The sequence below is a fragment of the Hominilimicola sp. genome (assembly GCF_046972485.1).
In the GTDB taxonomy this organism is placed as follows: domain Bacteria; phylum Bacillota; class Clostridia; order UBA1381; family UBA1381; genus Hominilimicola; species Hominilimicola fabiformis.
Genome location: NZ_JBKVWU010000007.1, coordinates 26,044 through 49,406, shown reverse-complemented (window position 1 = coordinate 49,406; position 23,363 = coordinate 26,044). Strand labels below are relative to the sequence as shown.

Below are 23,363 nucleotides of genomic sequence, written 5' to 3'. Positions count from 1 at the left end.
CCCAATGAGTAGGCGGTACATCGGAAAAGATTTGATCTGTGCCAACGTGGTCTATGTCGTAATTTCCCGTGGCGACAGAAACCATTTTTACTACTTCTGCTCTTGTTATGTGATCGTTAAGCCGTAAATCGTCGCTCTTTTCAACAATATGAAATTTTTCTAAATCTTCAATAACATTGTCGTCAAGCGTGCTTGCAAAAGCATTTAAGGAATTTGTTAATGTCAAAATTGACAGTGCAATAAGAAACGTTTTTTTCATCATAATCACAACCTTTTTATTATTTATTAATATACCGTACTATAAGCAAATTTTATATAGGAATATTTGTAATGTCAACATTTCCCGACTAAGTGGTAGCTTATTCCGGAAACTTGGTAGCAAATATTGGAAATGGCATATTTTAAATAAAAAAACATCATTGCCTATATTTCTATAAACAATGATGTTTTAATTTTTACTTATCCAACGGTTTCATTGTTGGGAACAGAAGAACGTCGCGGATGGCTGGGGAATCGGTAAGGAGCATACACATACGGTCGATACCGAAACCGATACCGCCTGTCGGTGGCATACCGATTTCAAGTGCGCGCATAAAGTCTTCGTCTGTTGTATTAGCCTCTTCATCGCCCTGTGCAAGAAGTTCTTCCTGTGCTTTAAAACGTTCTCTTTGGTCGATTGGGTCATTAAGCTCAGAATAAGCGTTTGCCATTTCCCAACCGTTCATAAAGAACTCAAAACGTTCAACGTAATCAGGGTTTTCAGGCTTTTTCTTTGTAAGCGGTGAAATTTCAACCGGATGATCCATAACGAAAGTCGGTTGAATAAGGTGTTCCTCTGCATATTCTTCAAAGAACAAGTTAAGAATATCGCCCTTCTTATGTCTGTCCTCATATTCAACGTGGTGCTCATCGGCAACCTTACGAGCCTCTTCAAGTGTATTAATTTCGTTAAAGTCAACGCCTGCGTACTTTTTAACCGCGTCAACCATTGTTATACGTTCAAACGGCTTACCCAAATCCATTTCTATACCGTTATACACGATTGTAGTTGTACCAAGCACTTCCTTAGCAACGTGGCGGTAAAGATTTTCTGTAAGATCCATCATACCGTGATAATCTGTGTATGCCTGATACAATTCCATAAGAGTAAATTCAGGGTTATGGCGAGTGTCAAGACCTTCGTTTCTGAAAACTCGTCCTATTTCATAAACCTTATCAAAGCCGCCCACGATAAGGCGCTTTAAGTAAAGCTCAAGTGAGATACGAAGTTTGAAATCTTCGTCCAATGCGTTAAAGTGTGTTTCAAACGGTCTTGCGGCAGCACCGCCTGCATTTGCGACAAGCATAGGTGTTTCAACTTCAAGGAAGTTTTGACCGTTAAGGTAGCTGCGGATTGACGCAATAATCTTTGAACGGTTGATGAATGTCTTTTTAACATCGGCATTCATAATAAGGTCGATATATCTTTGACGGTATCTAAGGTCTGTATCTGTCATACCGTGGAACTTTTCCGGAAGCGGAAGAAGTGATTTTGAAAGTAGAGTGATTTTTTCGGCTCTTACCGAAATTTCACCTGTCTGAGTTGTGAAAACTTCACCCTCTGCACCGATAATATCGCCTATATCAAGCTTTTTGAAACGAGCATATTCGTCCTCGCCCAAAATATCCTTTTTAACAAAAAGCTGAATTTGTCCGTCTATATCAGAAACGTGAACAAAACCGACTTTACCCATACCTCTCTTTGACATAATACGTCCTGCGATTGAAACAGTCTGACCGTCAAATTGAGATACTTGTGCCTTTATGATTTGTACTTCGTCACTGCCGCGTTTCTTTAATTCGCGTTCTTCCTCTGTATAGTTTTCTTTAAGTTGAGCAGATGTGTGTGTTCTCTCAAATTTTGTGATTTTAAATGGGTCACGTCCGTCATTTTGAAGTTCTGTAAGCTTATCTCTGCGGACTTGCAAAAGTGCCGATAATTGCTCTTGTGTTTGCTCTGTGTTTTCCATCTATTGAAAACCCTCCTTAAATCTAATTCTGAATATACTATATAATTATATACTATTTTTATTGAATTTACAATGACTTTTTGAGAAAAAAGTCATATTTTAAGCAGAAAACTGCGTATAAAATTATATTTTCCATTGACATAAGGGTGAGAATTATATAAAATACAGTTTAGAATATTACGGAACGGAGATTTTTAAAGTGAAAAATCCTACAGTAAAAAAGATATTTGCTTGCGTGGCTGTGCTTACCGTGTTGACAGGTTCGGCACAAGGTGCGTACAAAGTTGAAATAGATGACGATACATATGTGTCGGACGAAGTATATTTTGCACCTGTGTCAACTTGGGACGAAGTCAAGGCACAACGCATAAATTTAAAGCAAGGCAAGGTTTTGTTTTACGCGGGCAAAGAAAATGAGCCGTATAAAATTGCGGCGGAGGTTATGCCGCTGAACACGACAAACAAGAAAATTACATATAAATCCGAAGATATAACGATTGCGGCAGTTGACGAAAACGGTGTTGTTACACCGACTGACAAAATAGGTGATACATTCATTGATATAAGGTGCGGAAACGCATTGTCAAAGTTGAAAGTAAGCGTTGTTAAGGGAGTAGAGGGCGTTGCAATGTCGCAAAGTGAAATGACATTGTATGCGGATAAGCCTATTACCGCAAAACTTACGGCTATGGTTTCGCCGACAGACGCGACTATACAAAAAGTCAGATGGTACAGTGACGATGAGTCGATTGCAACTGTGGACAGTGAGGGACTTGTATCGCCTTGCGGTGTCGGAACAACCGACATTTACGCAAAAACGGAGGACGGCGATTATACGGCAAAATGCACAGTTACCGTTACAACGTGGGAAAAACGTAAAGAGGATATACCTGTTGTGTACACCGACTGTGATATGACGGTTGATGAAATGGTTGAAGAACAAATGACCGCAGAACCGACTGTATTTACAAACGGTGTGTTCCCGGCGAGTGAGGAAAATGTTGAACAGTATGTAAATCCGGAAAATCTTGTGTCGGGATATGAAAAGTATCAGTTTATGGATTTGAGTGTGTCAAACAATGTTGATTCCGCTACACTTGATACTTATTTAAAGGGTAAAGGCGTTTTGGATGGTCACGGCAGTGAATTCAAGAAAGCGGCTGATGATAACAACGTAAGTGAAGTATATCTTGTAATTCATTCATGCCTTGAAACAGGTAACGGTTCGTCTGAGCTTGCAAACGGTGTTGAATATAACGGTACAACGGTGTATAACTTGTTCGGTATCGGTGCGGTGGACGAATCACCGATTGACGCCGGTGCGGAATATGCGTATAAGCAAGGCTGGACGAGTGTAGAAAAGGCAATCGAGGGCGGTGCAAAGTGGATAAGCGAAAATTATATCAATAATTCTAAATACGGGCAGAATACTTTGTATAAAATGAGATGGAACCCTGAAAAACCTGCCGAACACCAATACGCAACCGATATTGCATGGGCGTCAAAACAGGCAAAGAGTATGAGCAGTATGTTCGAGGCATTCCCAACGGCAAAGTATAAATTTGAAATTCCGAGATACAGCGGACAGGAAAAATTAGAAGTTAAGTAAATAAAAAAACAAGTCACTTCAAAGTGACTTGTTTTTTGTTGTTTGTGATTAATTATAGATTACGATAAGTTTTGCAGTACCCTTTGATGAGCATACAAGAACTTTTGAACAATCTTCACCGTAGTTTTTAGCGTCTTTCAAATCGTTGATTGAAAGGTCTGTTGTTGTGTTATCGACATATCTGCTGATTTCATCTCTGTCTTCGTCCATACGAACAATCTTTGTTGACGCGTTGATTGTGATTTCTTCGTAATCGCTGTCGTCAAGAGTATATGTACCGTCAACGTTTTCAAAACCTGTCTTTGTTACATAAATCTTCTTTTCGTCAGCAAGAACTTGGCTGATGTTGTACATACAAGCTCTTGAGTAAGGAACTGTACCTGTTGATGTGCTGTTGTAAACTTCGTCTTCGCCAGTACCGTTCTTTTTAAATCTGTAATCGAATTTGTATTTTTGATAATTATTATCTTCTGTAGGGTCTTGTTCTTCTTCCCAGTTGAACTTTTTGCCGTCATATGTCTTACCATCAAGAACTTCTGCAATGTCTGCGAACTTAATGTTGTTTATACGTCCTTGTACAAGCTGATCGCTGTCATAAGCGAATTGGATAACGTCACCGACTTGCACGTCTGCAAATTCTGTACGGTCATAAGTTGTCCAGGCTTTTTCTGTGTTTGAACCTGCGAATACCTTGAATTGAAGAACTGAATCATCTTTTACTTCATTATATACGCTTTCAGGTAAAGTAGAAACGATTGAGAAGTTTGTATCTTTCTTAACTGATGTAAGTGTACCGTCATTTCCGTAAAGTACCAAAAGTCCGGCAACCTTTGATGAACTGATGTCGTATGCTTCTACATAGTATGTATCACCTGTTGTAAAAGCTGATGACGCGGTCTTTTTAGCATATTTTTCTCTTTGTGTTCTGTCTGCCGGAACATAAAGAACAACTGTTGAAGAGTTTATTGAAAATGCTGTTTTGCCGTTAAGCGAGAAACTGTTTGATGAATAAGTATACTTATCGGCAGCTTTGCACTTTGCGATTTGTTCTTTGTCGTCATTTTGAGTTTGAAGTTCATCAGATGTAAGAGCAACGATTTGTGTAACTTCACCGTTTGTTATTGTAACTCTTGCCGGTTGTGAAAAGCCTGTAAGTGTAGGAGTTTTTCCTGCGCCGTAAATCTGATCTGCCAATTCTGTATCATCGTTTGTATAATCGGCTGATGCTTTTAGTTTGTCGATTATAAGTTCACTCTTGATTGATGCACCGTTGAACTTAACTTTATCCTTTACAGGATATGACGATGCACTGCTTGCCGAAACAGTCGGTGCATATGCAGTAATGTAAATCTTACCGCCTTCGTCACGGTCGATAAATGCGTTTGTGATGTAAGCGTAAGGAATTACGGCAGTCTGTTCAAGTGTTCCGAAAACGGCTGTGTTAAATGCGTCAAGATAGAATGTACCCGAAACGCCTGTTTTAAGAGTTTTGCCGTCTTTGTCATTTATGTATGCCTCACACTTGCTGCCGATTTTATATGATTTACCGCCGATTGTCATTTTATCGCCGTTTGAACCGATTGAAGTGATTGAACCCTTAACAGGATTGTTTGTAACAAGAAGTGTGTAGTACGAACCGTCAAGGCTCTTTGTATAAAGAATTACATCGTTTGCGGAAATTGATGTAACAGGAATTTCCGAACCGTTCTTTGTGATTGTGTATGTATAATCAGACGCTTGAGGGTCAAGGATTAAGTAGTTACCTGTTACGAGCTTGTCTGTTATACGGTAATCTGTTGTTGTAGGAGTGGCATAAGCAACTATTGTGTCATAGTTGTTTATTTGGATCATATCTATTGTGCCGTCGTCACCGTTGTCTGTAAGTTTAACGTCACCGTAGATTGTGTAGTCTGTGTCAGGAGTAAGCCATTGTTCAAGTGCCTCTTCGCGTGAGAATGTTTCTTCCTGCTTTGTTGTCGGATTTGTAAGAGTTACGGTTTCGTTCTTTGCAACAAGTTTGCCGTTGTATCTTACTGTAAGTTCATCTTCTTTTAGTTTTACAGTCTTTAGCTTTGATGATGAATCATAGTATTTAAGTGAGTTGCCGGAAAAACTGTTTAAATCTTCATAATCTAATTTGATTTCAGAATTTTTTGTTGTTTCGTCGTCAATGATGATAAGCTTTCTGTCGTCCTTGTCTGTCAACTGTTCATAGTAAACTGTGATAGTATTGCCAAGATATTTGCTTATATCTGTAACGTTTGAAGTGAATTCCGAGAAGTCGATTTTTACAAGATCACTGCTGTCGTTCGGCAAGATAGCCATTTCACTTTCGTTAAGATCTTGCTTGCAGTCCTCTGTCAGGTAATCTTCAACACCTACAAGAGTACCTTTTAGCTTTTTAACTTTTAGGTAGTCCTGCATAAGAGTTTTCTCTGTTGCAACCCAGTTGTAACCGTTGTTTTCGTATATAGGTATTTCAAGTGCGTTGTAAAGTACCTGTGCAATCATACCTCTTGTTGCACCTTCACTGTAACCTGTTGAATTAACTTTCTTTGTAAGGTCAAGAGTGTTTGCCTGCTTAATGAAACCTTCCGGCCATTCGCCGAGATTTTCGGCAAACTGAACATAACCTAATGTACAAACTACCATTTTAAGAGCTTGTTCATAAGTTACAGGAGCGTCCGGAGCAAAAGTACCGTCGCCCATACCTGCGATTATGCCAAGATTGTAGGCAGTTTGAATATAGTTCTTTGCCCAGTGTGAAGCGTCAACATCAGTAAAGTCTGATGAGTCGTATGCAAGGTCTTTGTAACCAAGTATAAATACGATAAGCTTTGTGAATTCAGCTCTTGTGATTTGACCGTCAGGCTTGAAAGTACCGTCTTCGTATCCGTCAATAACTTTAAGCTTTGTTAAAGTTGTAATAGCGTCTTTGTAAGTATTATCGTCACCTACGTCGCTGAATGCAGCAAAAACCGATGTTTGACATATGACGGAAAGTGTCATAATAAGTGATGTCAGAATTGCTGTTAGTTTTTTCATGAGTTATTCATCCTTTCGTTTTGAATTTAGTGTAGTAATATTCAGATACTGATATTTTATCATTCTTTTATATATAAGTCAATTAAAATAATATATTTCCGAATTGTGAATTTTAATAAAATTGTGTAAAAAAATTTATTTAACATTGCAATAATAAGAGGAAAGTGCTACAATATCTATTGACTGACATTTTTAATATTAGTTATATATAAATATGAAGAAAAACGTGGAGGAACATTTATGGATAATAAAAAGAAAAACCGTTCGCCGCTGAAAAATCCGTTGTTGATATTTTTGGTGATTTCGGTTATTGCGACAGTTATTTTAAATATGGTAATGCTGTCGTTGCAGACACCGAAGAAACAGGAAATATCGTACAGTGAATTTTTGACTATGCTTGATGAAAATAAAGTTGACGAGGTTATTTTGCAGTCGGAGCAGATAGTCATATATGAAAAGTATGACGAATCACAGCCGATAACAACGCCTAAAACAACCGAGTTTATGAAGATGATGGGCATAGATACAGACGCGGTTATAGAACAGGCAAAGGAAAACAGCAGAAATGTGTATTATACGGGATATATTCCTGACGACAGACTTCTTGCGGATTTGGACAGTCACGGTGTGAAATATTCTACGCCGATACAACATAACAGTCCCGTGCTTGATTTCTTCCTTACATGGATATTGCCGTTGGTAGTTATTTATTTACTGTTCTTTATTTTGACACGTTCAATGTCGAAGAAAATCGGCGGTGGCGGCGGAATTATGGGAATAGGTCAGTCCAACGCAAAGATGTATAACGTAGAAAATGCGACAGGCGTAACGTTTGCGGACGTTGCCGGTCAGGAAGAGGCTAAAGAATCGCTTGATGAAATAGTCGATTATCTTCATAATCCGTCAAAATATCTTGCAATCGGTGCAAAACAGCCTAAGGGTGCACTTTTGGTCGGACCGCCGGGAACAGGTAAAACACTTCTTGCAAAGGCGGTTGCCGGTGAGGCGAAAGTGCCGTTTTTCTCGCTTTCCGGTTCGGAATTTGTGGAAATGTTTGTCGGCGTCGGTGCGTCAAGAGTTCGTGACTTGTTTAAGCAAGCGTCGGCAAAAGCACCTTGTATTATATTTATAGACGAAATTGATGCAATCGGTAAATCAAGAGATAATCAGATTAGTTCAAATGATGAACGTGAACAAACTTTAAATCAGCTGTTAAGCGAGATGGACGGATTTGATTCGTCAAAAGGACTTGTTATTTTGGCGGCAACCAACCGTCCGGAAGTGCTTGATAAGGCACTTTTAAGACCGGGTAGATTTGACAGAAGAATTATTGTTGAAAAGCCTGATTTAAAGGGCAGAGAAGATATTTTGCGTGTGCATATCAAGCACGTTAAAACAGAGCCTGACATTAATCTTCACGAAATGGCACTTGCAACAAGCGGTGCGGCAGGTGCAGACCTTGCGAATATGGTAAATGAGGCGGCTTTAAGGGCGGTAAGATGTAACAGAAAGACCGTAAGTCAAGAGGATCTTATGGAGGCTGTTGAAGTCATAATCGCGGGTAAAGAAAAGAAAGACAGAATTTTGTCCGAAAAGGAAAAGAGAATTGTTTCGTTCCACGAAGTCGGTCATGCACTTGCAACGGCGGTACAGAAACATACTCAGCCTGTTCACAAAATCACAATCGTTCCGAGAACTATGGGTTCGCTTGGTTATACAATGCAAATGCCCGAAGAGGAAGAACGTTATTTGATGTCGAAAGACGAAATAGTTGACCAGATTACAGTGTTCCTTGCAGGCCGTGCGGCGGAAGAACTTGTATTCAACGTGCAGACAACAGGTGCGTCAAACGATATTGAACGTGCAACGTCACTTGCGAGAAATATGATTACGCAGTACGGTATGTCGGAAAAATTCGGTATGGCCGGACTTGAAAGCATACAGAATAAATATCTTGACGGCAGAAATGTTTCAAACTGTTCGGAGGAAACAAAGACAGATATTGATAAGGAAGTTGTACGCGTATTGAAAGAGTGTCACGAAAAGGCATTTAATATATTGAAAGAAAATCGTGACGCACTTGATGAAATCGCAGAATTTCTTATCAATAAGGAAACTATTACGGGCGATCAGTTTATGGAGATATTCAACCGTGTAAAAAGCGGCAGAGAAAATTCTGACAGTGATGCAGAAGAAAGTGCCGCAGTTAATGAAGAAAATGATAAAGAAGAATAACGGTACGTTCAAAAAGTGCTTTGCTCAAAGGCTTAGGGAACTGAGAAAAGAAAACGGCATAACGCAGGCGGGACTTGCGGAGAGAATGAATGTTTCGAGAACGTGTATCGCAAATTGGGAAAGCGGCGAGCGTATTCCCGAAGTGGCGGCGATAACATATCTTGCCAAACTTTTTAAAGTTCCCGTTGACTACCTTTGCGGCAGAACGGACGAACGGTACAGAGTGAAATTGCTTGATAATATCGACTTCGACTTAACAAAACTAAACGGCAAAGGCATTGAAATGCTTTGCGAATATTACGATTATCTTGTCAGCAGTGAAAAATATAGAGCAAAATAGTAAAAAATGCTTGACATTTGCTGAAAAAAGATATATAATTACAAGGCTTGCGGTAAACGTAAGCAATCCTTGCCCACACGGGGTATGTGTGGGACAAAAGTCCATAAGGAGGTGCAGAAAATGGCTGAAAAAATACTAAACAGCTATGAAACAATTTTTATCATTGACGCAACACTTGATGAGGAAACGGTTACTGCTCTAAAGGATAAGTTTACAACACTTATCGAACAGAACGGTGAACTTGAATCTGTTGACGAATGGGGCAAGAGAAGACTTGCTTACGAAATTAATGATAGAACAGAAGGTTTCTACTATCTTGTAAACTTCAAGGCTGACAGCGAGTTCCCTAAAGAACTTGAAAGACAGTACAAGATTACAGAAGGTATCCTAAGAACTATTGTTATCAGAAAAGACGAAGAATAGTCTTTTGTGAAGAAAGCGGTGTAAGTATGAACAAAGTTATATTAATGGGACGTCTTACACGCGACGTCGAAATGCGTCAGACTCCGAACGGTGTTTCACTTGCGAGATTTTCAATCGCGGTAAACAGACGTTTCGCCGGTAAAGATGCTCAGCAGCAGGCTGATTTCATCAACTGCGTTGCATGGCGTCAGACAGGTGAATTTATCGCAAGATATTTCCAAAAGGGCAGTATGATTGCGGTAGTCGGAAGTATTCAATCGAGAAGTTGGGACGGTAATGACGGTAAAAAGCAGTATGCGACGGAAGTTGTTGTAGACGAGGCTTACTTTACCGGTTCAAGAGCCGAATCAGGTACTCAAGGCGGAGGAAATTATCAGAACCAAGGCTTTAATCAGGGCGGATTTAACGCTCCTCAATCGCAGCCTGCACAAGGTAGTGAACCAAACTTTGGTGATGATTTTGATATGGGCGATTTTTCGGATCTTGACGGTTCGGAAGACGATTTGCCATTCTAACATCCGCGTGATAAAAATTGATAGGAGGAAAATAACATGGCTGAAAGAAATGACAGACCACAGAGAGCAAGAAGACCTAAGAAAAAGGTTTGTATGTTCTGCGTAGATAAGGTTGAGCATATCGATTATAAGGATACAGCAAAGCTTAGAAGATACGTTACTGAAAGAGGCAAGATCGTGCCAAGACGTATCAGCGGTAACTGTGCAAAGCACCAAAGACAGCTTACAACAGCTATCAAGCGTGCAAGAATTATAGCACTATTGCCATTCGTTGCTGAATAATTGATTTTTTAAACGGAATGCACTGCATTCCGTTTTTTTATATATAATTTAACGGAAGGTGTTATAATGAACATAAAAGTAAGAGAATTTAATGAAAGCGATATACAAGCCGCAAATGAAATTTGGAACGAAGTCGTAGAGGACGGAGTGGCTTTTCCACAGGAAGAATGTCTTACAGAAAAGAGCGGATTGGAATTTTTTAAGAGTCAGTCATATACAGGCATTGCGTATGATGAAGAAACGGATGATATTGTCGGACTCTACATACTTCATCCGAACAATATCGGCAGATGCGGTCATATCTGCAATGCAAGCTATGCGGTGAAATCAACACAAAGAGGTAAGCAGATAGGTGAAATTCTTGTGACGGATTGCTTGAAAAAAGCAAAGGAAATCGGTTACGGTGTACTTCAATTTAATGCCGTTGTCGCAACTAATCAATATGCACTAAAATTGTATAAAAAACTCGACTTTGTACAACTCGGCGTAATACCTAACGGTTTTCGCATGAAAGACGGAACATACGAAGATATAATTCCGCATTATCACACTTTATAAAAATTTTTTTGAAAAAAGTGCAACCTTTTGGTGTGCTGAATTGTATTATAAGTGAAGGGAGGGGGATTAATGACAGACGAAAGGTCAAAAACAGACGTTTCATCTGACGAAGTTATACGCAAGTATTTTGATATGGTGTATAAACTTGCTTTGTCACAAACGAAAAATCAAACTTTTGCCGAAGATGTGACGCAAGACGTGTTTGTTCGATTTATACAGAATAAAGATAAATTTGAGTCGGAGGAACATATAAAGGCTTGGCTCATTCGTGTGACGATAAATTGCTCAAAAAGTGTTTTTATGTCATCGTGGTTCAAGAAAACCGTTCCGCTTGAAGAAGATTTAACCTTTGACAGTCCCGAAAAAAGTGACGTGTATTTCGCTGTACAAGACCTTCCCTTAAAATATCGTACGGTGATACATCTTTTCTATTATGAGGATATGAACGTGAGGGAAATCGCCGAAAGTATTGACGTAAAAGAATCAACTGTTAAATCGCATTTACATAGAGGCAGAATGTTGCTTAAAAATAAACTGAAAGGAGATTATGACTTTGTTTAGAAAAATTTATAAACAGGCTAATGACGATATAAAACCGAGCGAAGATATGATAAACAGAGTTATCTTGAATGCACATAAGGGTGCAGAGAAAAGACAATCTCCCCCACCGTATAGGCGATACGCAAAATATGCGGTATCGGCTGCGGCGGCAGTTGCTGTTGTGTCTGCGGCGGTTATATCTATGCCGTATTGGCAGAAAACAAGAGATGACGGCGTGATTATTGAGGAGCAAGTTTCAACACCGACACCGTCCGATATGTCGGAAAGTGTAGTTTCAAATACTGCGGATACTTCATATCCGTATCCTACCGATAGTCCCCAAACTATTCAAAATCCCTATACTCCCCCTCCCAATAACTATTCGGATAGTCAAACTAAAACGGAGAAAAAGAGCGGTGACTATAACAGTAGTGACAATGAAAAAGTTGCGGTACATAATCGGATAGCAAACGAGAACAAATCGCTTAAAATCGAGGATAAAACCAAAATCCCCAATATCGAGAGTGAACAAAACAGTGAAAATCAAGAAATAACGGAATATGTCACTGTCGAAGAAAGTGCAATCGAGGAAAACGCAATCGAATTGCCAACAATATTTTCTGCTTTTATGGCAAGTGACAGAACAGCAGAAATCAGTACAAAAAAAGAAGTGCCGACCGAAATTACAAGCGATGAAGGCAATGCCGATACGGTTATCGGCAGCGGAATGGCAATGAGTTCAGCTGTGGCTACATCAGTGCCGACACCTCAAATAGAAATAAACGCTCCGAGCGGTTTTGAAACGACCGATACATATAACGGCGGTGCGGCTTTTGAATCAGAAAACGGCGGAAGAATAGACGTAAATTATTATTACAGCGGAAATGACGATACAGAGCCGGTGTATAACGAATATGAAAATGATGTATCGGCATATTTTACCGAAGATGAAATCGATTATAATATTTACGGAACCGATACGGGCAGAGAGCCTGTGGAGGAAGTAGTCAATTCAATCAAATAAAGTATTGAATTGATTTGCAATCTGTGATATAATATAAACAATATAATAATTTCGGAGGTAATGATTGTGAATAAGAAGATAATAGCATCTGTATTGGCTGTCGCATCTGTTTTGACTGTATCGGCAGGCGCTTTGGCTGATGATAACATTACGGTTACGGTAAACGGAAATAATGTTTCTTTTGTGGAAATAACACCTTTTATTGAAAATGACCATACACTTGTTCCTATGCGTGAAATATTCGAGGCACTTGGTGCAGACGTACAGTGGGACGACGAAACAAGAACTGTTATATCATATGATTCGGTAAGTGACGTAAGCATTACAATGCAGATTGATTCTGATGTAATGTATGTAAACGGTGACGCGGTTACACTTGAAACACCCGCAAAAATCGTGGGTTCATCAACGGTTGTGCCTGTAAGAGCAATCGCTGAGGGTATGCACAGCGTTGTCGGTTGGGACGAGGCAACAAAGACAGTTACTGTTGAAAAGGAAATCAAAACAGAGCCGTCATCACAAATTCCAAACCCATGGACAGATTATAACAGTCTTGACGAACTTAATGCGGCATTGAATAATGCAGAGAGCGTAAAATATCAAGTGGCTGATTTGAATGCAAGCAGTTTTGATGAGGGTAGCAAGTGCGAGGCACAAAGCTACAGATACCTTGCCGACAGTAATTTGGCAGAAATCAACTACACTTACAATACAAATGTATTAGACATTACAGTTCGTACACAACCGGGTGACGCAGACATTTCGGGTATATCGGGCGGTACTAAGGTTGAGGACTACAAAGTAGCCGATTCGGCAGTTGAAATTTACACATACGATAAAACAACATACGCAATATGGTCATGCGAGGACGCGGGTACAGTAATGAGTCATAGCGTTGCCGTAACGGAAAATGAAACTGTTACAGACGTGAATGCTCTTGTAAAAGCACTTGTAGACGACGTTGAAACAAATCACCCAAGAGGTTAATTTGACTGAAATAAAATATAAAAAACCGCTTTAATGAGGCGTGTTGTTAAGGGTGGTAAAATGACAGATTTATCCTTGTGGTAAATCTGTCATTTTTATTACATTTCATATTTTAGTATTGCTTTTGTTCGAGTTTTAGAATATAATATTATTTATAATAAATAAGGAGCGTATTTCTATGGAAGTTATGTCTGCAAGAGAAGCTGCTGACAAATGGGGTATATCTCAAAGACGAGTGGCAGTGCTTTGTTCTGAAAATAGAATAGCAAATGTTCAGATGTTGGGTAATATGTGGCTTATACCGACAGATGCTGAAAAACCTATTGATGCGCGAAGCACAAGATATAATACTATTGATGAAAAGTGCGTAAAACCGTTTCTAAAATGGGCGGGTGGCAAAGGACAGTTATTAAAGGAGATTGAAAAATATTATCCTTTTGATAGCGGCGTTATTACAAAGTATGTTGAGCCTTTTATTGGTGGTGGTGCTGTACTTTTTGATGTTTTAAGCAAGTACAATTTAGAGGAAATATATATAAGTGATATAAATGCAGAACTTATAAACACCTATTTAATAGTCCGTGATTATATTGAGGAATTGATTAAGTTATTGAAAACTTATCAATTTGAATATGTACCGAATGAAACAGAAGATAGAAAATCGTATTATATATCAAAAAGAGAACGATTTAATGATTTGAAAATCAATGGTAATAAAACCGAAAATATTGAAAAGGCAGCATTGATGATATTTCTTAATAAAACTTGTTTTAATGGACTTTACAGAGTTAATAAAAAAGGTCTTTTTAATGTGCCAATGGGATCATATAAAAATCCTCTTATCTGTGATGAAAAAACTCTTCGTGCAGTATCAGATAAACTGCAAAATGTTAAGATTGTATGCGGAGACTATCGAAACTCTGCTGACTTTATAGACGAGCACACGTTTGTGTATTTTGATCCACCATACAGACCTTTAACAGAAACAGCAAGTTTTACAGCTTATACAGAAAATCTATTTAATGATGAAGAACAAATTGAACTTGCTGAATTTGTAGAGAATATGCACAAAAAAGGTGCAAAAGTAGTTGTGAGTAATTCAGATCCTAAAAATTCTAATATGGAAGATGATTTTTTTGATAAAATTTATTCTGCTTACAAAATTAAAAGAGTTGAAGCTACACGTATGATAAATTGCAATAGCGAAGCAAGAGGAAAAATCAAAGAGTTGCTTATTAGCAATTTTTGAGGAGGAAAGAATATGCAAATAGAAAAAGATATTAATAAACTTGCAGATTTATTTGAAAGTAATTTGCTTGATACTAATAGGGGATATAATTATTATATTGATTGGTCAAACATAGACGGATATAAAAAATATGAAATAGAAATCCATGCAATGGATGTGTTAATAAAAAAAGAAGATGATACATTCTTTGATGCTTTCAAGGAGCTTATAATCAAGCTTCCAACCATTATAGAAATTTTTCCGTATTTGTTCGCATTAGCAAAATCTGAGGCCGATAAAGTAAGAAAGAAGCATTTACTTAAAGTGATTGGTAGCAATATTGATAGCGATGATTTTCAAACTTATTCTTTTAATGCAAGAAACCTAACTACTCCATTGACGAAAGAAACTATAGAAAAGTATTATAAATTTTTTGAACAAATGGGACTGAAATATTTATTTCAAACTCTTATCGAAAAAAGCACACAAGATTACATTGTTGGTGTTTTGGTAGGAATGGATTCCAACGGAAGAAAAAACAGAGGTGGTACAGCATTTGAATTGGCTTGTCAACCTATAATTGAAAAAGCATGTGATAAACACAATATAAAATTACTCATGCAGAAAAAATTTAGTGTGCTACAAAAATTCGGATTTGATATTGATGAAGATATTGCAAACAGAAAAGCTGATTTTATATTATACAACGAGAAAAATCATAAATGTATTAATATTGAGGTGAATTTCTTTAATGGCGGTGGTTCAAAACCTGAAGAAATAATAGACTCATATATAAATCGTCAATCAGATCTTCAAAGGAACGGAATAGGCTTTGCGTTAATTACTGATGGAAACTGTTGGAAAGGAACAACAAACCAACTTGCTAAAGGTTTCAGACATTTGAATTACCTAATGAATTTTACCATTGCAAAGAATGAAATGATTGAAAAAATGATTATAGAAGAATTTGGTGAATAATTAAATGTTAAAGAAAATAAGAAAGTGGGAGCCTGATGACTTTGAGTTAGAAATGACTACGCATTGGTCATTTCCGAAGCGTGGCGATTGGGCAACTCACGATGCAAAATGGCGTGGTAATTGGTCTCCATACATACCAAGAAATATTATATTAAGGTACTCTCAAGAGGAGGATTTAATTCTTGATCAATTTGCTGGAGGTGGCACTACTCTTGTTGAGGCGAAACTTTTAAATCGAGATATAATCGGTGTAGATATAAATGATGTTGCACTTGAGCGATGCAAAGAAAAAACAGCTTTTGATATAGAAAGCGCAAAAGGGAAAGTATATATCAAAAAAGGTGATGCAAGAAATCTTGACTTTATACCTGATGATAGTATTGATTTGATATGTACACATCCCCCCTATGCTAATATTATCAAGTATAGTGATGGCATAGAAAATGACTTATCACAATTAAAAGTAAAAGATTTTCTTAAAGAAATGAAAAAGGTTGCATCAGAAAGTTATCGTGTTCTTAAAAAGGACAAATTCTGTGCTGTGCTTATGGGAGATACAAGACAAAAAGGGTATATGATACCAATGTCTTTTGAAGTAATGCGTATATTTGAAGATGCAGGCTTCAAACTCAAAGAGCTTATTATAAAAGAACAGCATAATTGTAAAGCAACGGGATATTGGAAAACAAATAGTGTGAAATATAATTTTTTGTTAATCGCGCACGAATATTTATTTGTGTTTAAAAAATGATGTCCGATACTGCAACAAACAGGTAAAATGTATCACATCTCCCTATTGCTTAGGGTATACTAAGGCTTTAGACGGGACGATATAGGCATCATCCACTACGATAAAAGGCAGAAACGAAATCAATCGTTACTGCCTTTTATATTACTGTCCTTAAGAACCTCATATAAGCGGTTTTTTTGGTGTGAAAATACAGTTGAGAAAAATGCAGTGATATGGTATAATTTAAGATATGAAAAACGAAAGAGGTATTAAAATGGTTATTTTATATGAAGTACACGATAATTTATACGTAAATATGACGAACAAATGTCCGTGCGCGTGCACATTCTGTCTAAGACAAACGAGGGATGAAATGAATCATTCGGGCAGTCTTTGGCTTGAAAGAGAACCGAGCGTTGAAGAAGTTAAAAACGAATTTTCAAAATTTGATATGAATAAGTATAAAGAGGTTGTTTTCTGCGGTTTCGGTGAGCCGACCGAAAGACTTGACGATGTGCTTGAAGTCTGTCGGTTTATAAAGGATAAGTATAACAAAACTATCCGTATAAACACAAACGGTCTTGCCGACCTTATTCACAAAAAGAACACTGCACCTATGTTTGACGGACTTATCGATATTGTTTCGATCAGCCTTAATACGCCGAACAAAGAACGTTATCTTGAACTTACACGCAGTAAATTCGGTATCGAATCGTTTGACGCAATGATTACGTTTGCCGAAAATGTAAAGCACTATGTAAAGGAAGTTGTGCTTTCGACTGTTTCGACAACGCTTACAGAGGAAGAAGAAAAGGAATGTGCCGATATTTGTAAAAAAATCGGCGTGACATACAGAATAAGACCGTTCGAGGATTGATAATTATGAATACTGTTGCAACAGAAATGATAAAGTATTATGCAGGTGACAAGAAACGCATAAACCATTTTATAAAAGTACACGGCTATGCCAAAGCGATAGGCGAAGCGGAGGGGCTTGATGAAAGGACTATGCTTATTCTTGAAACTGCCGCATATGTGCATGATATAGGAATAAAGATAAGCGAAGAAAAATATAATTCTTCTGCGGGCAAATATCAGGAAATCGAAGGTCCGCCGATTGCGGAGGAAATGCTCACGAAATTGGGATATGACAAAGACGTTATCGAACGTGTGTCATACCTTGTCGCTCATCATCACACATATTCAAATATCGACGGTATCGACTATCAAATACTTGTTGAGGCGGACTTCCTTGTCAATATAGATGAGGACGAAATGACAAAAGAAACGGCTAAAAACGTTCGTGAGAAGATATTTAAGACAAAATCCGGTACACAAATGCTGGATAATTTATTTTTAACGGAGCTGATAAAATAATGTGGATAGGACTCGTATGCCTTTACGGAGTTTTAAAGGGTGTAAGAGATATAATAAAGAAAAAGGCAATGGAGAAAAACAGTGCTATGGAGGTGCTGTTTTTCTACACGTTTATAAGCTTTTTATTTGTGACGCCGAGCATGAAAAACGCATTGTCGATAGATTTTCATTATATCGGATTTGTAATGATAAAATCAGCTATAATTTTTATAGCTTGGATATGCAGTTTTAAGGCGATAAAGAAACTGCCGATTGGATTTTACGGAATTATGGATATGTCGCGCGTAATATTTGCGACAGTACTGGGAATAACGGTGCTGGGAGAAGTTATGACGGGACATAAGATTGCAGGTATGGCACTTGTGCTTGTCGGATTGCTTTTCGTAAATGCCAAAGGCAAGGGATTGGGCGAAGAAAAAACAAAGCCGATATACATTGTACTTGTGCTTATATCGTGTCTTTGCAACGCTGTTTCGGAACTGCTTGATAAAATGCTTATGCAGAGTATGAACAGCGGTCAACTTCAATTTTGGTATATGTTTTTTATGGTAATATTGTATTTGGGCTATATGATTGTAACCAAAACAAAAATAGATTTCAGAACGATATACAAAAATTATTGGATACTTATTTTGAGCGTGTTGTTTGTAATCGGCGATAAGGCACTGTTTATCGCGTGCAGTAAGCAGGAAAGCACGGTTGTCGCAATGACTCTTATAAAACAATGTTCGGTTATGATTACGATTATAGGCGGGCGAATTGTGTTCAAAGAAAAACGCACGCTTTATAAAATGGTGTGCGCGGCGGTTATAATCGCCGGAATAGTTTTTGCCGTTATGTAAAAATTAAATTTGTTATTGCAAAAAAATGGTTGATATGATAGAATGATTTATATATAATTTATAATGGCATTAAGGGTATATGAAGGGAGTCAGATTATGCTGGATATATATAATGTATTAGATGCAATATCGGAAATTGTATATGTATCTGACGCAGAAACTCATGAGATTTTGTACATAAATGAGGCGGGAAAGAAAATTCTCGGCGATTGTTTGGGTGAAACGTGTTATAAACTTTTTCACGGCAAAAGTGCGGAATGTACGAATTGTCCTTGCTTGAACGGTGAGGGACTTTCTGAGTATATTCGTGAAAATGTAATGACGGAAAAAGCATATATTATTAAGCATAAGGATACTGTGTGGGACGGTAAAAAGGCATATTTGGATATTGCATTTGACATTACCAACACTGAAGAAATTCAGAAAAGACTTGAACAACGTCTTGATATGGAGCATATTTTGGTAAGCTGTATGGTTGAAATGCACAAGAATAAACCGTTTGAAGAAAGCTTTACAAATTTACTTGGAATAATAGGCAAGTATTTTGAAGCGGATAAAATTTTTGTGTTCAGTTATGATGAAAATAAACTGAGCAATGTATTTGAATGGAATAACAATGGTGTCAATTCGAGAGCGGAAGAACTTAAAAGCTTGGATTCAAATGTTGTTGATAAGTGGCTGCCGACCTATGACAGCAATGAAAATGTTATTTTAAATAGTGTCGAAGATTTGAAAGAAATTTCTGTTGAGGCATATCAACAGGCGGTAAAAAGCGGTGTGCAAAGGCTTGTTGCGTCACCGATTGCCGATAACGGTAAAATAATCGGTTTTATCGGCGCAAGTAATTTGCCGGAAGAAAAATTTTCTCAAATTGTGACATTCTTTGACGCACTTGATTATTTTGTTGCGTCAATGATTATTCGCGAAAAGAGTGCGCGAAAACTCAGAGAGCTGAGCTACGTCGATTCGCTTACGGGCCTATATAACAGAAATAAGTTTACAGAAGATACCGAAAGAATTATGAGAGGTCGTAATTGCGGCTTGGGCGTGCTTTATATGGACCTTAACGGTTTGAAAGAGATTAACGATAAAAGCGGTCATTGCGGCGGCGATTGTGCGCTGAAAGATATAGCGAGCGTGATTGTTGAGTCGTTCGGCAAGGAATGTTCGTACAGGGTTGGCGGTGACGAATTTGTCGTGTTGTGCTATGATACGAATGATAAGGAGTTTACAGCTAAGGTTACTGCGTTCAGAAATTTGATTTCTGAAATGAAGTATAAAGTGTCGATTGGTTTTCATTATTCTAAAGATTCGTCGGATATTGATGAAGTAATAAAGATTGCCGATGAAAAAATGTATCAGGATAAGAAATATTATTACAGAAATAACGGTCAGTCGGCAAGATACAGATTTTATAATGATACATTTGTGTCATTCTCAACACAGGAAAAGTTGAAAAAACTTATACAGGAAGAAAGATTTGTTATATGGTTCCAACCGAGATTTTCCGCAATCGACGGAGAATTTTGCGGCAGTGAGGCGCTTATCAGATATTTTGATGAGGACGATACGATTGTTTCACCTATGGATTTCATTCCCGCAATGGAATATAACGAAACGGTGCATATGATAGACCTTTATGTGTTCAGACACGTCTGTGAATATATTTCCGGCTGGATTGAGGCAGGTAAGAATATTAAGCCTGTGTCGGTTAATATATCGCATTGCACGATTGTCAGACCTAATTTCATGGAAAATCTTATGGATATTTGGTTTGATTATAATATCCCGAAAGATTCGATTGTGATTGAAGTGTCGGAAGATAAGGTTAAGGGCGGTCTTAGCGATGTGCTTGACAAAATTGTGGAACTTAAAAATAACGGTTTCCATATTGCGATTGATAATTACGGTGCGAAATATGCGGACTTGTTCTTGTTCTCGGAAGTTAAATTCGATACATTGAAACTTGACCGTGAACTTGTTCATAAGCTTGAAACAGATGAAAAGACTTGTATGATTTCAAAGTCGGTTATAGATATTTGTAAAAATTATAATATTTCCGTTGTCGCCGAGGGCGTCGAAAATGAAAAGGAATATGATATTTTGAAAGAAATGGGTTGCGATGAGGCACAGGGATATTTGTTCGATAAACCGATGTCGTGGAATAGATTTGAAGAAAAATATTTGTAATTTAAAAGGCGGTACATATGTACCGCCTTTTTACGTGGTTGGAAAATGTTGACTTTATAATTTTTTCGTACTATAATATTATTTAGAAAATTTTATGTTTTAATAAAACAAAAAGGGGAACAAGCAAATGAAAAAGAAAATTTTAAGTTTTGTACTCGTATTGTCAATGCTGTGCGCATTTATGCCGGTTATTGCCGTAGCAGAAACAAGCGGTACTTGCGGTGACAATGTGACTTGGACGCTTGACCAAAATGGTACGCTAACAATTAGCGGTGCAGGTGATATGGAGAATTCTGCATTTTATAATAATAACAATATAAAATCAGTTATAATAGAAAATGGTGTAACGAGTTTAGGTGATTCTGACTTTATGGGTTGTCAGGAGTTGACAAGTATAATAATGCCTGATAGCATAATAAGAATACCAGATAATATATTTTATGGATGCGTTAAACTGGTGAATGTGATAATTCCTAATAGTGTATCAGAGATTGGTGATTGCGCATTTTACTATTGTAGTAGTTTAACAAATATAATTATTCCTAACAATGTAACAAGTATTGGCTATTGCGCATTTTGCTATTGCGGCAAACTAACAGATATAACAATAGGAAGTAAAGTGAAACAGGTGGGAAATTCTGCATTTGGTAATTGCAAGAAGTTATCAAGCGTATATATAACAGACCTTTCGGCATATTTAAATATAAATTTTGATAATAATTATTCGAATCCGATATATTATGCTAATAAATTGTATTTGAATAAGAAAAGAGTTGTTGGCGAGGTAACAATACCAGTTGGTGTAAAACAAATACCTATATATGCTTTTGCCGGTTTGGACAGTATAACAAGCATTATAATACCAGATTGCGTAACAAGTATAGGCTATGCTGCATTTAATGGCTGTGATAGACTAGCAAACGTAACAATAGGGAGCGGAATAACAAGAATAGAAGATAATGTTTTTAAAGACTGTAATAACTTAGAAATTATAAATTATAATGCCAGTAAAGTGTTTCCTGATTTATTTAGTGGCTGTACTGTATCGTCAGTATTTTTGGGAAACTATGTAGCAAGTATAGAAGAAAATGCGTTTAATAATTGTAGCAATTTAAACAAGATATATATACCGAAAAATGTAACAGAAATAGAAAAAGGTGCATTTGCTGGTTGTGCAAATTTAACTACTGTTGAATATAGCGGTAATCAATCTGATTGGAACGAAATATATATTGGTACGGATAATGAAAATTTAACAAACGCAACTATAAATTATAATAATGCACTGACCCCGAAACCAACCCCGATACCTATTACAAAAGCAACGATTACAAAAACAGAAACAGATATTACATATGATTTTGATGTTGCGACGGAAAATACATATGAAGATTGTTATGTTTATGTGGCGGTGTATGATGAAAACGGAATATTGTGTGCGATAAATCGTGTACCACTTGAAACAACGGGTAATACAAGTGTTTCGGTTGATAAAAATGATAATGCAAAAAAAGCAAAAGTCTTTGTTTTTTCGAGTACATTGCAACCGATTATCACATCTGAGGAATTTCCTTTGATATGACGAAAAAAGAGCTTGCATATGCAAGCTCTTTTAAAATTCTCTGTTTTTGATTAACCAAAATATCTCTTTAACATACCTTCAAAGCCTTTGCCGTGTCTTGCCTCGTCTTGAACCTCTAATTTAGGAATGCCTTAGCTATGCCGTTTTTCGGCATTTTTAAACTGCTTTAATGAGGGTTTTCCCACCGATTGCCCACAAGAAAATGTTGCCCACAAAAGAGTTTGTACTTGGCTTTATTTTGTAGTTTTTACGCATAGTGCTTTATCAAAATCAAGACCGTCATACTTGTCTAAAAATTCTAACAAAGCTTTGCGTGTAACTTTTCTACAACCAAGTTTAATGGACTTTAAGTGTCCGTCATTTATTAAGGCGTACACATAATTTTTATTTACTTTGAGAATCTTGGAAACCTCACTTATAGTGTATAGTAATTCATTAGGATTGTCAATATTTTTATCAATTTTCCTGCCCATCTTTAACCTCCTAAATTTTTTTATGTTTAATATCACATATTATGAGATTGATATAACTCTAATAATATCTAACATTAAAAATACAAGCAAAAACAGACGACGGTGTGCAAAACCGCACCATAGGGATTCCACCTTCCCAGCAATACGCTCGGACTGCCATCTGACGTGCGACGCTTTTAACGCTCAAGTTCGAATTGACAGAAGTATCATTATGCCAATATTGAGTTATCGCCATTCAAACTGCAATTTGATTTAGACAATAGATATTTGTCGCTCGACAGTATGTCATATACTGATTATTGGTAGAAGTACTATACTGCGTCTTGGCGTATCTTGTCAAAAGCTCGTCAATATCGGAATGTATCCGTTTGCTATTTTATGCTGCAACAGTGTTAT

22 protein-coding genes are annotated in these 23,363 nt (G+C 37.4%); 18 read left to right on the top strand and 4 right to left on the bottom strand.

Annotation, left to right across the window (positions count from 1 at the left end):
• Both ACLTU0_RS01945 and lysS read right to left on the bottom strand, forming a co-directional pair.
• On the bottom strand, window positions 1-262 hold a 262-nt coding region (locus ACLTU0_RS01945), incomplete at its 3' end, for a hypothetical protein (protein ID WP_412321171.1).
• Between the two features lie 193 nt (window positions 263-455).
• Window positions 456-2,009 carry a lysine--tRNA ligase gene (lysS, locus tag ACLTU0_RS01940; protein WP_412321169.1) on the bottom strand — a complete coding sequence of 518 codons (1,554 nt, stop codon included), beginning with the start codon at window positions 2,007-2,009 and terminating at the stop codon, window positions 456-458.
• A 199-nt stretch (window positions 2,010-2,208) separates the two neighbouring features.
• Here lysS and ACLTU0_RS01935 point away from each other — a divergent pair, with 199 nt between their 5' ends.
• Window positions 2,209-3,618, top strand: a complete 1,410-nt coding sequence (locus ACLTU0_RS01935; protein ID WP_147513968.1) for an N-acetylglucosaminidase — start codon at window positions 2,209-2,211, stop codon at window positions 3,616-3,618.
• Window positions 3,619-3,666: 48 nt separating this feature from the next.
• On the opposite strand, the gene ACLTU0_RS01930 is transcribed toward ACLTU0_RS01935, so the two are convergent.
• Complete coding sequence (locus ACLTU0_RS01930) at window positions 3,667-6,663, bottom strand: S-layer homology domain-containing protein (protein WP_412321167.1); 2,997 nt, start codon at window positions 6,661-6,663, stop codon at window positions 3,667-3,669.
• Between the two features lie 240 nt (window positions 6,664-6,903).
• On the opposite strand from ACLTU0_RS01930, the gene ftsH reads away from it, so the two are divergent.
• From ftsH to ACLTU0_RS01845, 17 genes are all read left to right on the top strand, one after another.
• Window positions 6,904-8,898, top strand: coding sequence for an ATP-dependent zinc metalloprotease FtsH (gene ftsH / locus ACLTU0_RS01925; RefSeq protein ID WP_117968313.1), 1,995 nt, complete (start codon window positions 6,904-6,906; stop codon window positions 8,896-8,898).
• A complete protein-coding gene (locus ACLTU0_RS01920) occupies window positions 8,873-9,238 on the top strand; it encodes a helix-turn-helix transcriptional regulator (RefSeq protein ID WP_337599193.1) in 366 nt (121 codons plus the stop codon). Before ftsH ends, ACLTU0_RS01920 begins: the two co-directional genes overlap by 26 nt.
• A 120-nt stretch (window positions 9,239-9,358) precedes the next feature.
• Window positions 9,359-9,661, top strand: a complete 303-nt coding sequence (gene rpsF, locus ACLTU0_RS01915; RefSeq protein WP_022229696.1) for a 30S ribosomal protein S6 — start codon at window positions 9,359-9,361, stop codon at window positions 9,659-9,661.
• 26 nt (window positions 9,662-9,687) lie between these two features.
• Window positions 9,688-10,176: a single-stranded DNA-binding protein gene (locus tag ACLTU0_RS01910; protein ID WP_022229697.1), complete on the top strand. Its 489-nt coding sequence runs from the start codon at window positions 9,688-9,690 to the stop codon at window positions 10,174-10,176.
• 36 nt (window positions 10,177-10,212) lie between these two features.
• Window positions 10,213-10,458, top strand: a complete 246-nt coding sequence (gene rpsR / locus ACLTU0_RS01905; protein ID WP_022229698.1) for a 30S ribosomal protein S18 — start codon at window positions 10,213-10,215, stop codon at window positions 10,456-10,458.
• Between the two features lie 66 nt (window positions 10,459-10,524).
• Window positions 10,525-11,016, top strand: a complete 492-nt coding sequence (locus ACLTU0_RS01900; RefSeq protein ID WP_412321166.1) for an N-acetyltransferase family protein — start codon at window positions 10,525-10,527, stop codon at window positions 11,014-11,016.
• 69 nt (window positions 11,017-11,085) lie between these two features.
• Window positions 11,086-11,577: a sigma-70 family RNA polymerase sigma factor gene (locus ACLTU0_RS01895; RefSeq protein ID WP_412295076.1), complete on the top strand. Its 492-nt coding sequence runs from the start codon at window positions 11,086-11,088 to the stop codon at window positions 11,575-11,577.
• A complete protein-coding gene (locus ACLTU0_RS01890) occupies window positions 11,570-12,580 on the top strand; it encodes a hypothetical protein (protein ID WP_147513963.1) in 1,011 nt (336 codons plus the stop codon). The genes ACLTU0_RS01895 and ACLTU0_RS01890 overlap by 8 nt, the downstream gene beginning before the upstream one ends.
• Before the next feature lie 66 nt (window positions 12,581-12,646).
• Window positions 12,647-13,567 carry a copper amine oxidase N-terminal domain-containing protein gene (locus ACLTU0_RS01885; RefSeq protein ID WP_412275454.1) on the top strand — a complete coding sequence of 307 codons (921 nt, stop codon included), beginning with the start codon at window positions 12,647-12,649 and terminating at the stop codon, window positions 13,565-13,567.
• 352 nt (window positions 13,568-13,919) lie between these two features.
• Window positions 13,920-14,816, top strand: a complete 897-nt coding sequence (locus tag ACLTU0_RS01880) for a DNA adenine methylase (RefSeq protein ID WP_412275509.1) — start codon at window positions 13,920-13,922, stop codon at window positions 14,814-14,816.
• Between the two features lie 12 nt (window positions 14,817-14,828).
• Window positions 14,829-15,773 (top strand): DpnII family type II restriction endonuclease, encoded by a 945-nt coding sequence (locus ACLTU0_RS01875; protein WP_147513960.1) that lies wholly within the window; start codon window positions 14,829-14,831, stop codon window positions 15,771-15,773.
• Between the two features lie 4 nt (window positions 15,774-15,777).
• A complete protein-coding gene (locus tag ACLTU0_RS01870) occupies window positions 15,778-16,524 on the top strand; it encodes a TRM11 family SAM-dependent methyltransferase (RefSeq protein WP_147513959.1) in 747 nt (248 codons plus the stop codon).
• A 253-nt stretch (window positions 16,525-16,777) separates the two neighbouring features.
• The gene (locus ACLTU0_RS01865) at window positions 16,778-17,380 is read left to right on the top strand and encodes a TIGR04100 family radical SAM protein (RefSeq protein WP_412321164.1); all 603 of its coding nucleotides are present in this window, start codon (window positions 16,778-16,780) and stop codon (window positions 17,378-17,380) included.
• 5 nt (window positions 17,381-17,385) lie between these two features.
• Window positions 17,386-17,880: an HD domain-containing protein gene (locus tag ACLTU0_RS01860; protein WP_412321162.1), complete on the top strand. Its 495-nt coding sequence runs from the start codon at window positions 17,386-17,388 to the stop codon at window positions 17,878-17,880.
• Window positions 17,880-18,722, top strand: a complete 843-nt coding sequence (locus tag ACLTU0_RS01855; RefSeq protein WP_412321160.1) for a DMT family transporter — start codon at window positions 17,880-17,882, stop codon at window positions 18,720-18,722. Before ACLTU0_RS01860 ends, ACLTU0_RS01855 begins: the two co-directional genes overlap by 1 nt.
• A 96-nt stretch (window positions 18,723-18,818) precedes the next feature.
• Window positions 18,819-20,912 carry an EAL domain-containing protein gene (locus tag ACLTU0_RS01850; protein ID WP_412321158.1) on the top strand — a complete coding sequence of 698 codons (2,094 nt, stop codon included), beginning with the start codon at window positions 18,819-18,821 and terminating at the stop codon, window positions 20,910-20,912.
• A 127-nt stretch (window positions 20,913-21,039) separates the two neighbouring features.
• Window positions 21,040-22,494, top strand: coding sequence for a leucine-rich repeat domain-containing protein (locus ACLTU0_RS01845; RefSeq protein WP_412295071.1), 1,455 nt, complete (start codon window positions 21,040-21,042; stop codon window positions 22,492-22,494).
• 233 nt (window positions 22,495-22,727) lie between these two features.
• On the opposite strand, the gene ACLTU0_RS01840 is transcribed toward ACLTU0_RS01845, so the two are convergent.
• Complete coding sequence (locus ACLTU0_RS01840; protein ID WP_412275440.1) at window positions 22,728-22,967, bottom strand: helix-turn-helix domain-containing protein; 240 nt, start codon at window positions 22,965-22,967, stop codon at window positions 22,728-22,730.
• Window positions 22,968-23,363: the final 396 nt, after the last annotated feature.

Excerpts from the sequence above, each read along its gene's own strand:
- ACLTU0_RS01845 (WP_412295071.1), top strand. The coding sequence starts at position 21,040 with ATGAAAAAGAAAATTTTAAGTTTTGTACTCGTATTGTCAATGCTGTGC.
- ACLTU0_RS01920 (WP_337599193.1), top strand. The coding sequence starts at position 8,873 with ATGAAGAAAATGATAAAGAAGAATAACGGTACGTTCAAAAAGTGCTTT.
- ACLTU0_RS01850 (WP_412321158.1), top strand. The coding sequence starts at position 18,819 with ATGCTGGATATATATAATGTATTAGATGCAATATCGGAAATTGTATAT.
- ACLTU0_RS01855 (WP_412321160.1), top strand. The coding sequence starts at position 17,880 with ATGTGGATAGGACTCGTATGCCTTTACGGAGTTTTAAAGGGTGTAAGA.
- ACLTU0_RS01840 (WP_412275440.1), bottom strand. The coding sequence starts at position 22,967 with ATGGGCAGGAAAATTGATAAAAATATTGACAATCCTAATGAATTACTA.
- ACLTU0_RS01870 (WP_147513959.1), top strand. The coding sequence starts at position 15,778 with ATGTTAAAGAAAATAAGAAAGTGGGAGCCTGATGACTTTGAGTTAGAA.
- ftsH (WP_117968313.1), top strand. The coding sequence starts at position 6,904 with ATGGATAATAAAAAGAAAAACCGTTCGCCGCTGAAAAATCCGTTGTTG.
- ACLTU0_RS01865 (WP_412321164.1), top strand. The coding sequence starts at position 16,778 with ATGGTTATTTTATATGAAGTACACGATAATTTATACGTAAATATGACG.
- ACLTU0_RS01860 (WP_412321162.1), top strand. The coding sequence starts at position 17,386 with ATGAATACTGTTGCAACAGAAATGATAAAGTATTATGCAGGTGACAAG.
- ACLTU0_RS01900 (WP_412321166.1), top strand. The coding sequence starts at position 10,525 with ATGAACATAAAAGTAAGAGAATTTAATGAAAGCGATATACAAGCCGCA.
- ACLTU0_RS01875 (WP_147513960.1), top strand. The coding sequence starts at position 14,829 with ATGCAAATAGAAAAAGATATTAATAAACTTGCAGATTTATTTGAAAGT.
- ACLTU0_RS01930 (WP_412321167.1), bottom strand. The coding sequence starts at position 6,663 with ATGAAAAAACTAACAGCAATTCTGACATCACTTATTATGACACTTTCC.
- ACLTU0_RS01895 (WP_412295076.1), top strand. The coding sequence starts at position 11,086 with ATGACAGACGAAAGGTCAAAAACAGACGTTTCATCTGACGAAGTTATA.
- rpsR (WP_022229698.1), top strand. The coding sequence starts at position 10,213 with ATGGCTGAAAGAAATGACAGACCACAGAGAGCAAGAAGACCTAAGAAA.
- rpsF (WP_022229696.1), top strand. The coding sequence starts at position 9,359 with ATGGCTGAAAAAATACTAAACAGCTATGAAACAATTTTTATCATTGAC.
- ACLTU0_RS01910 (WP_022229697.1), top strand. The coding sequence starts at position 9,688 with ATGAACAAAGTTATATTAATGGGACGTCTTACACGCGACGTCGAAATG.
- lysS (WP_412321169.1), bottom strand. The coding sequence starts at position 2,009 with ATGGAAAACACAGAGCAAACACAAGAGCAATTATCGGCACTTTTGCAA.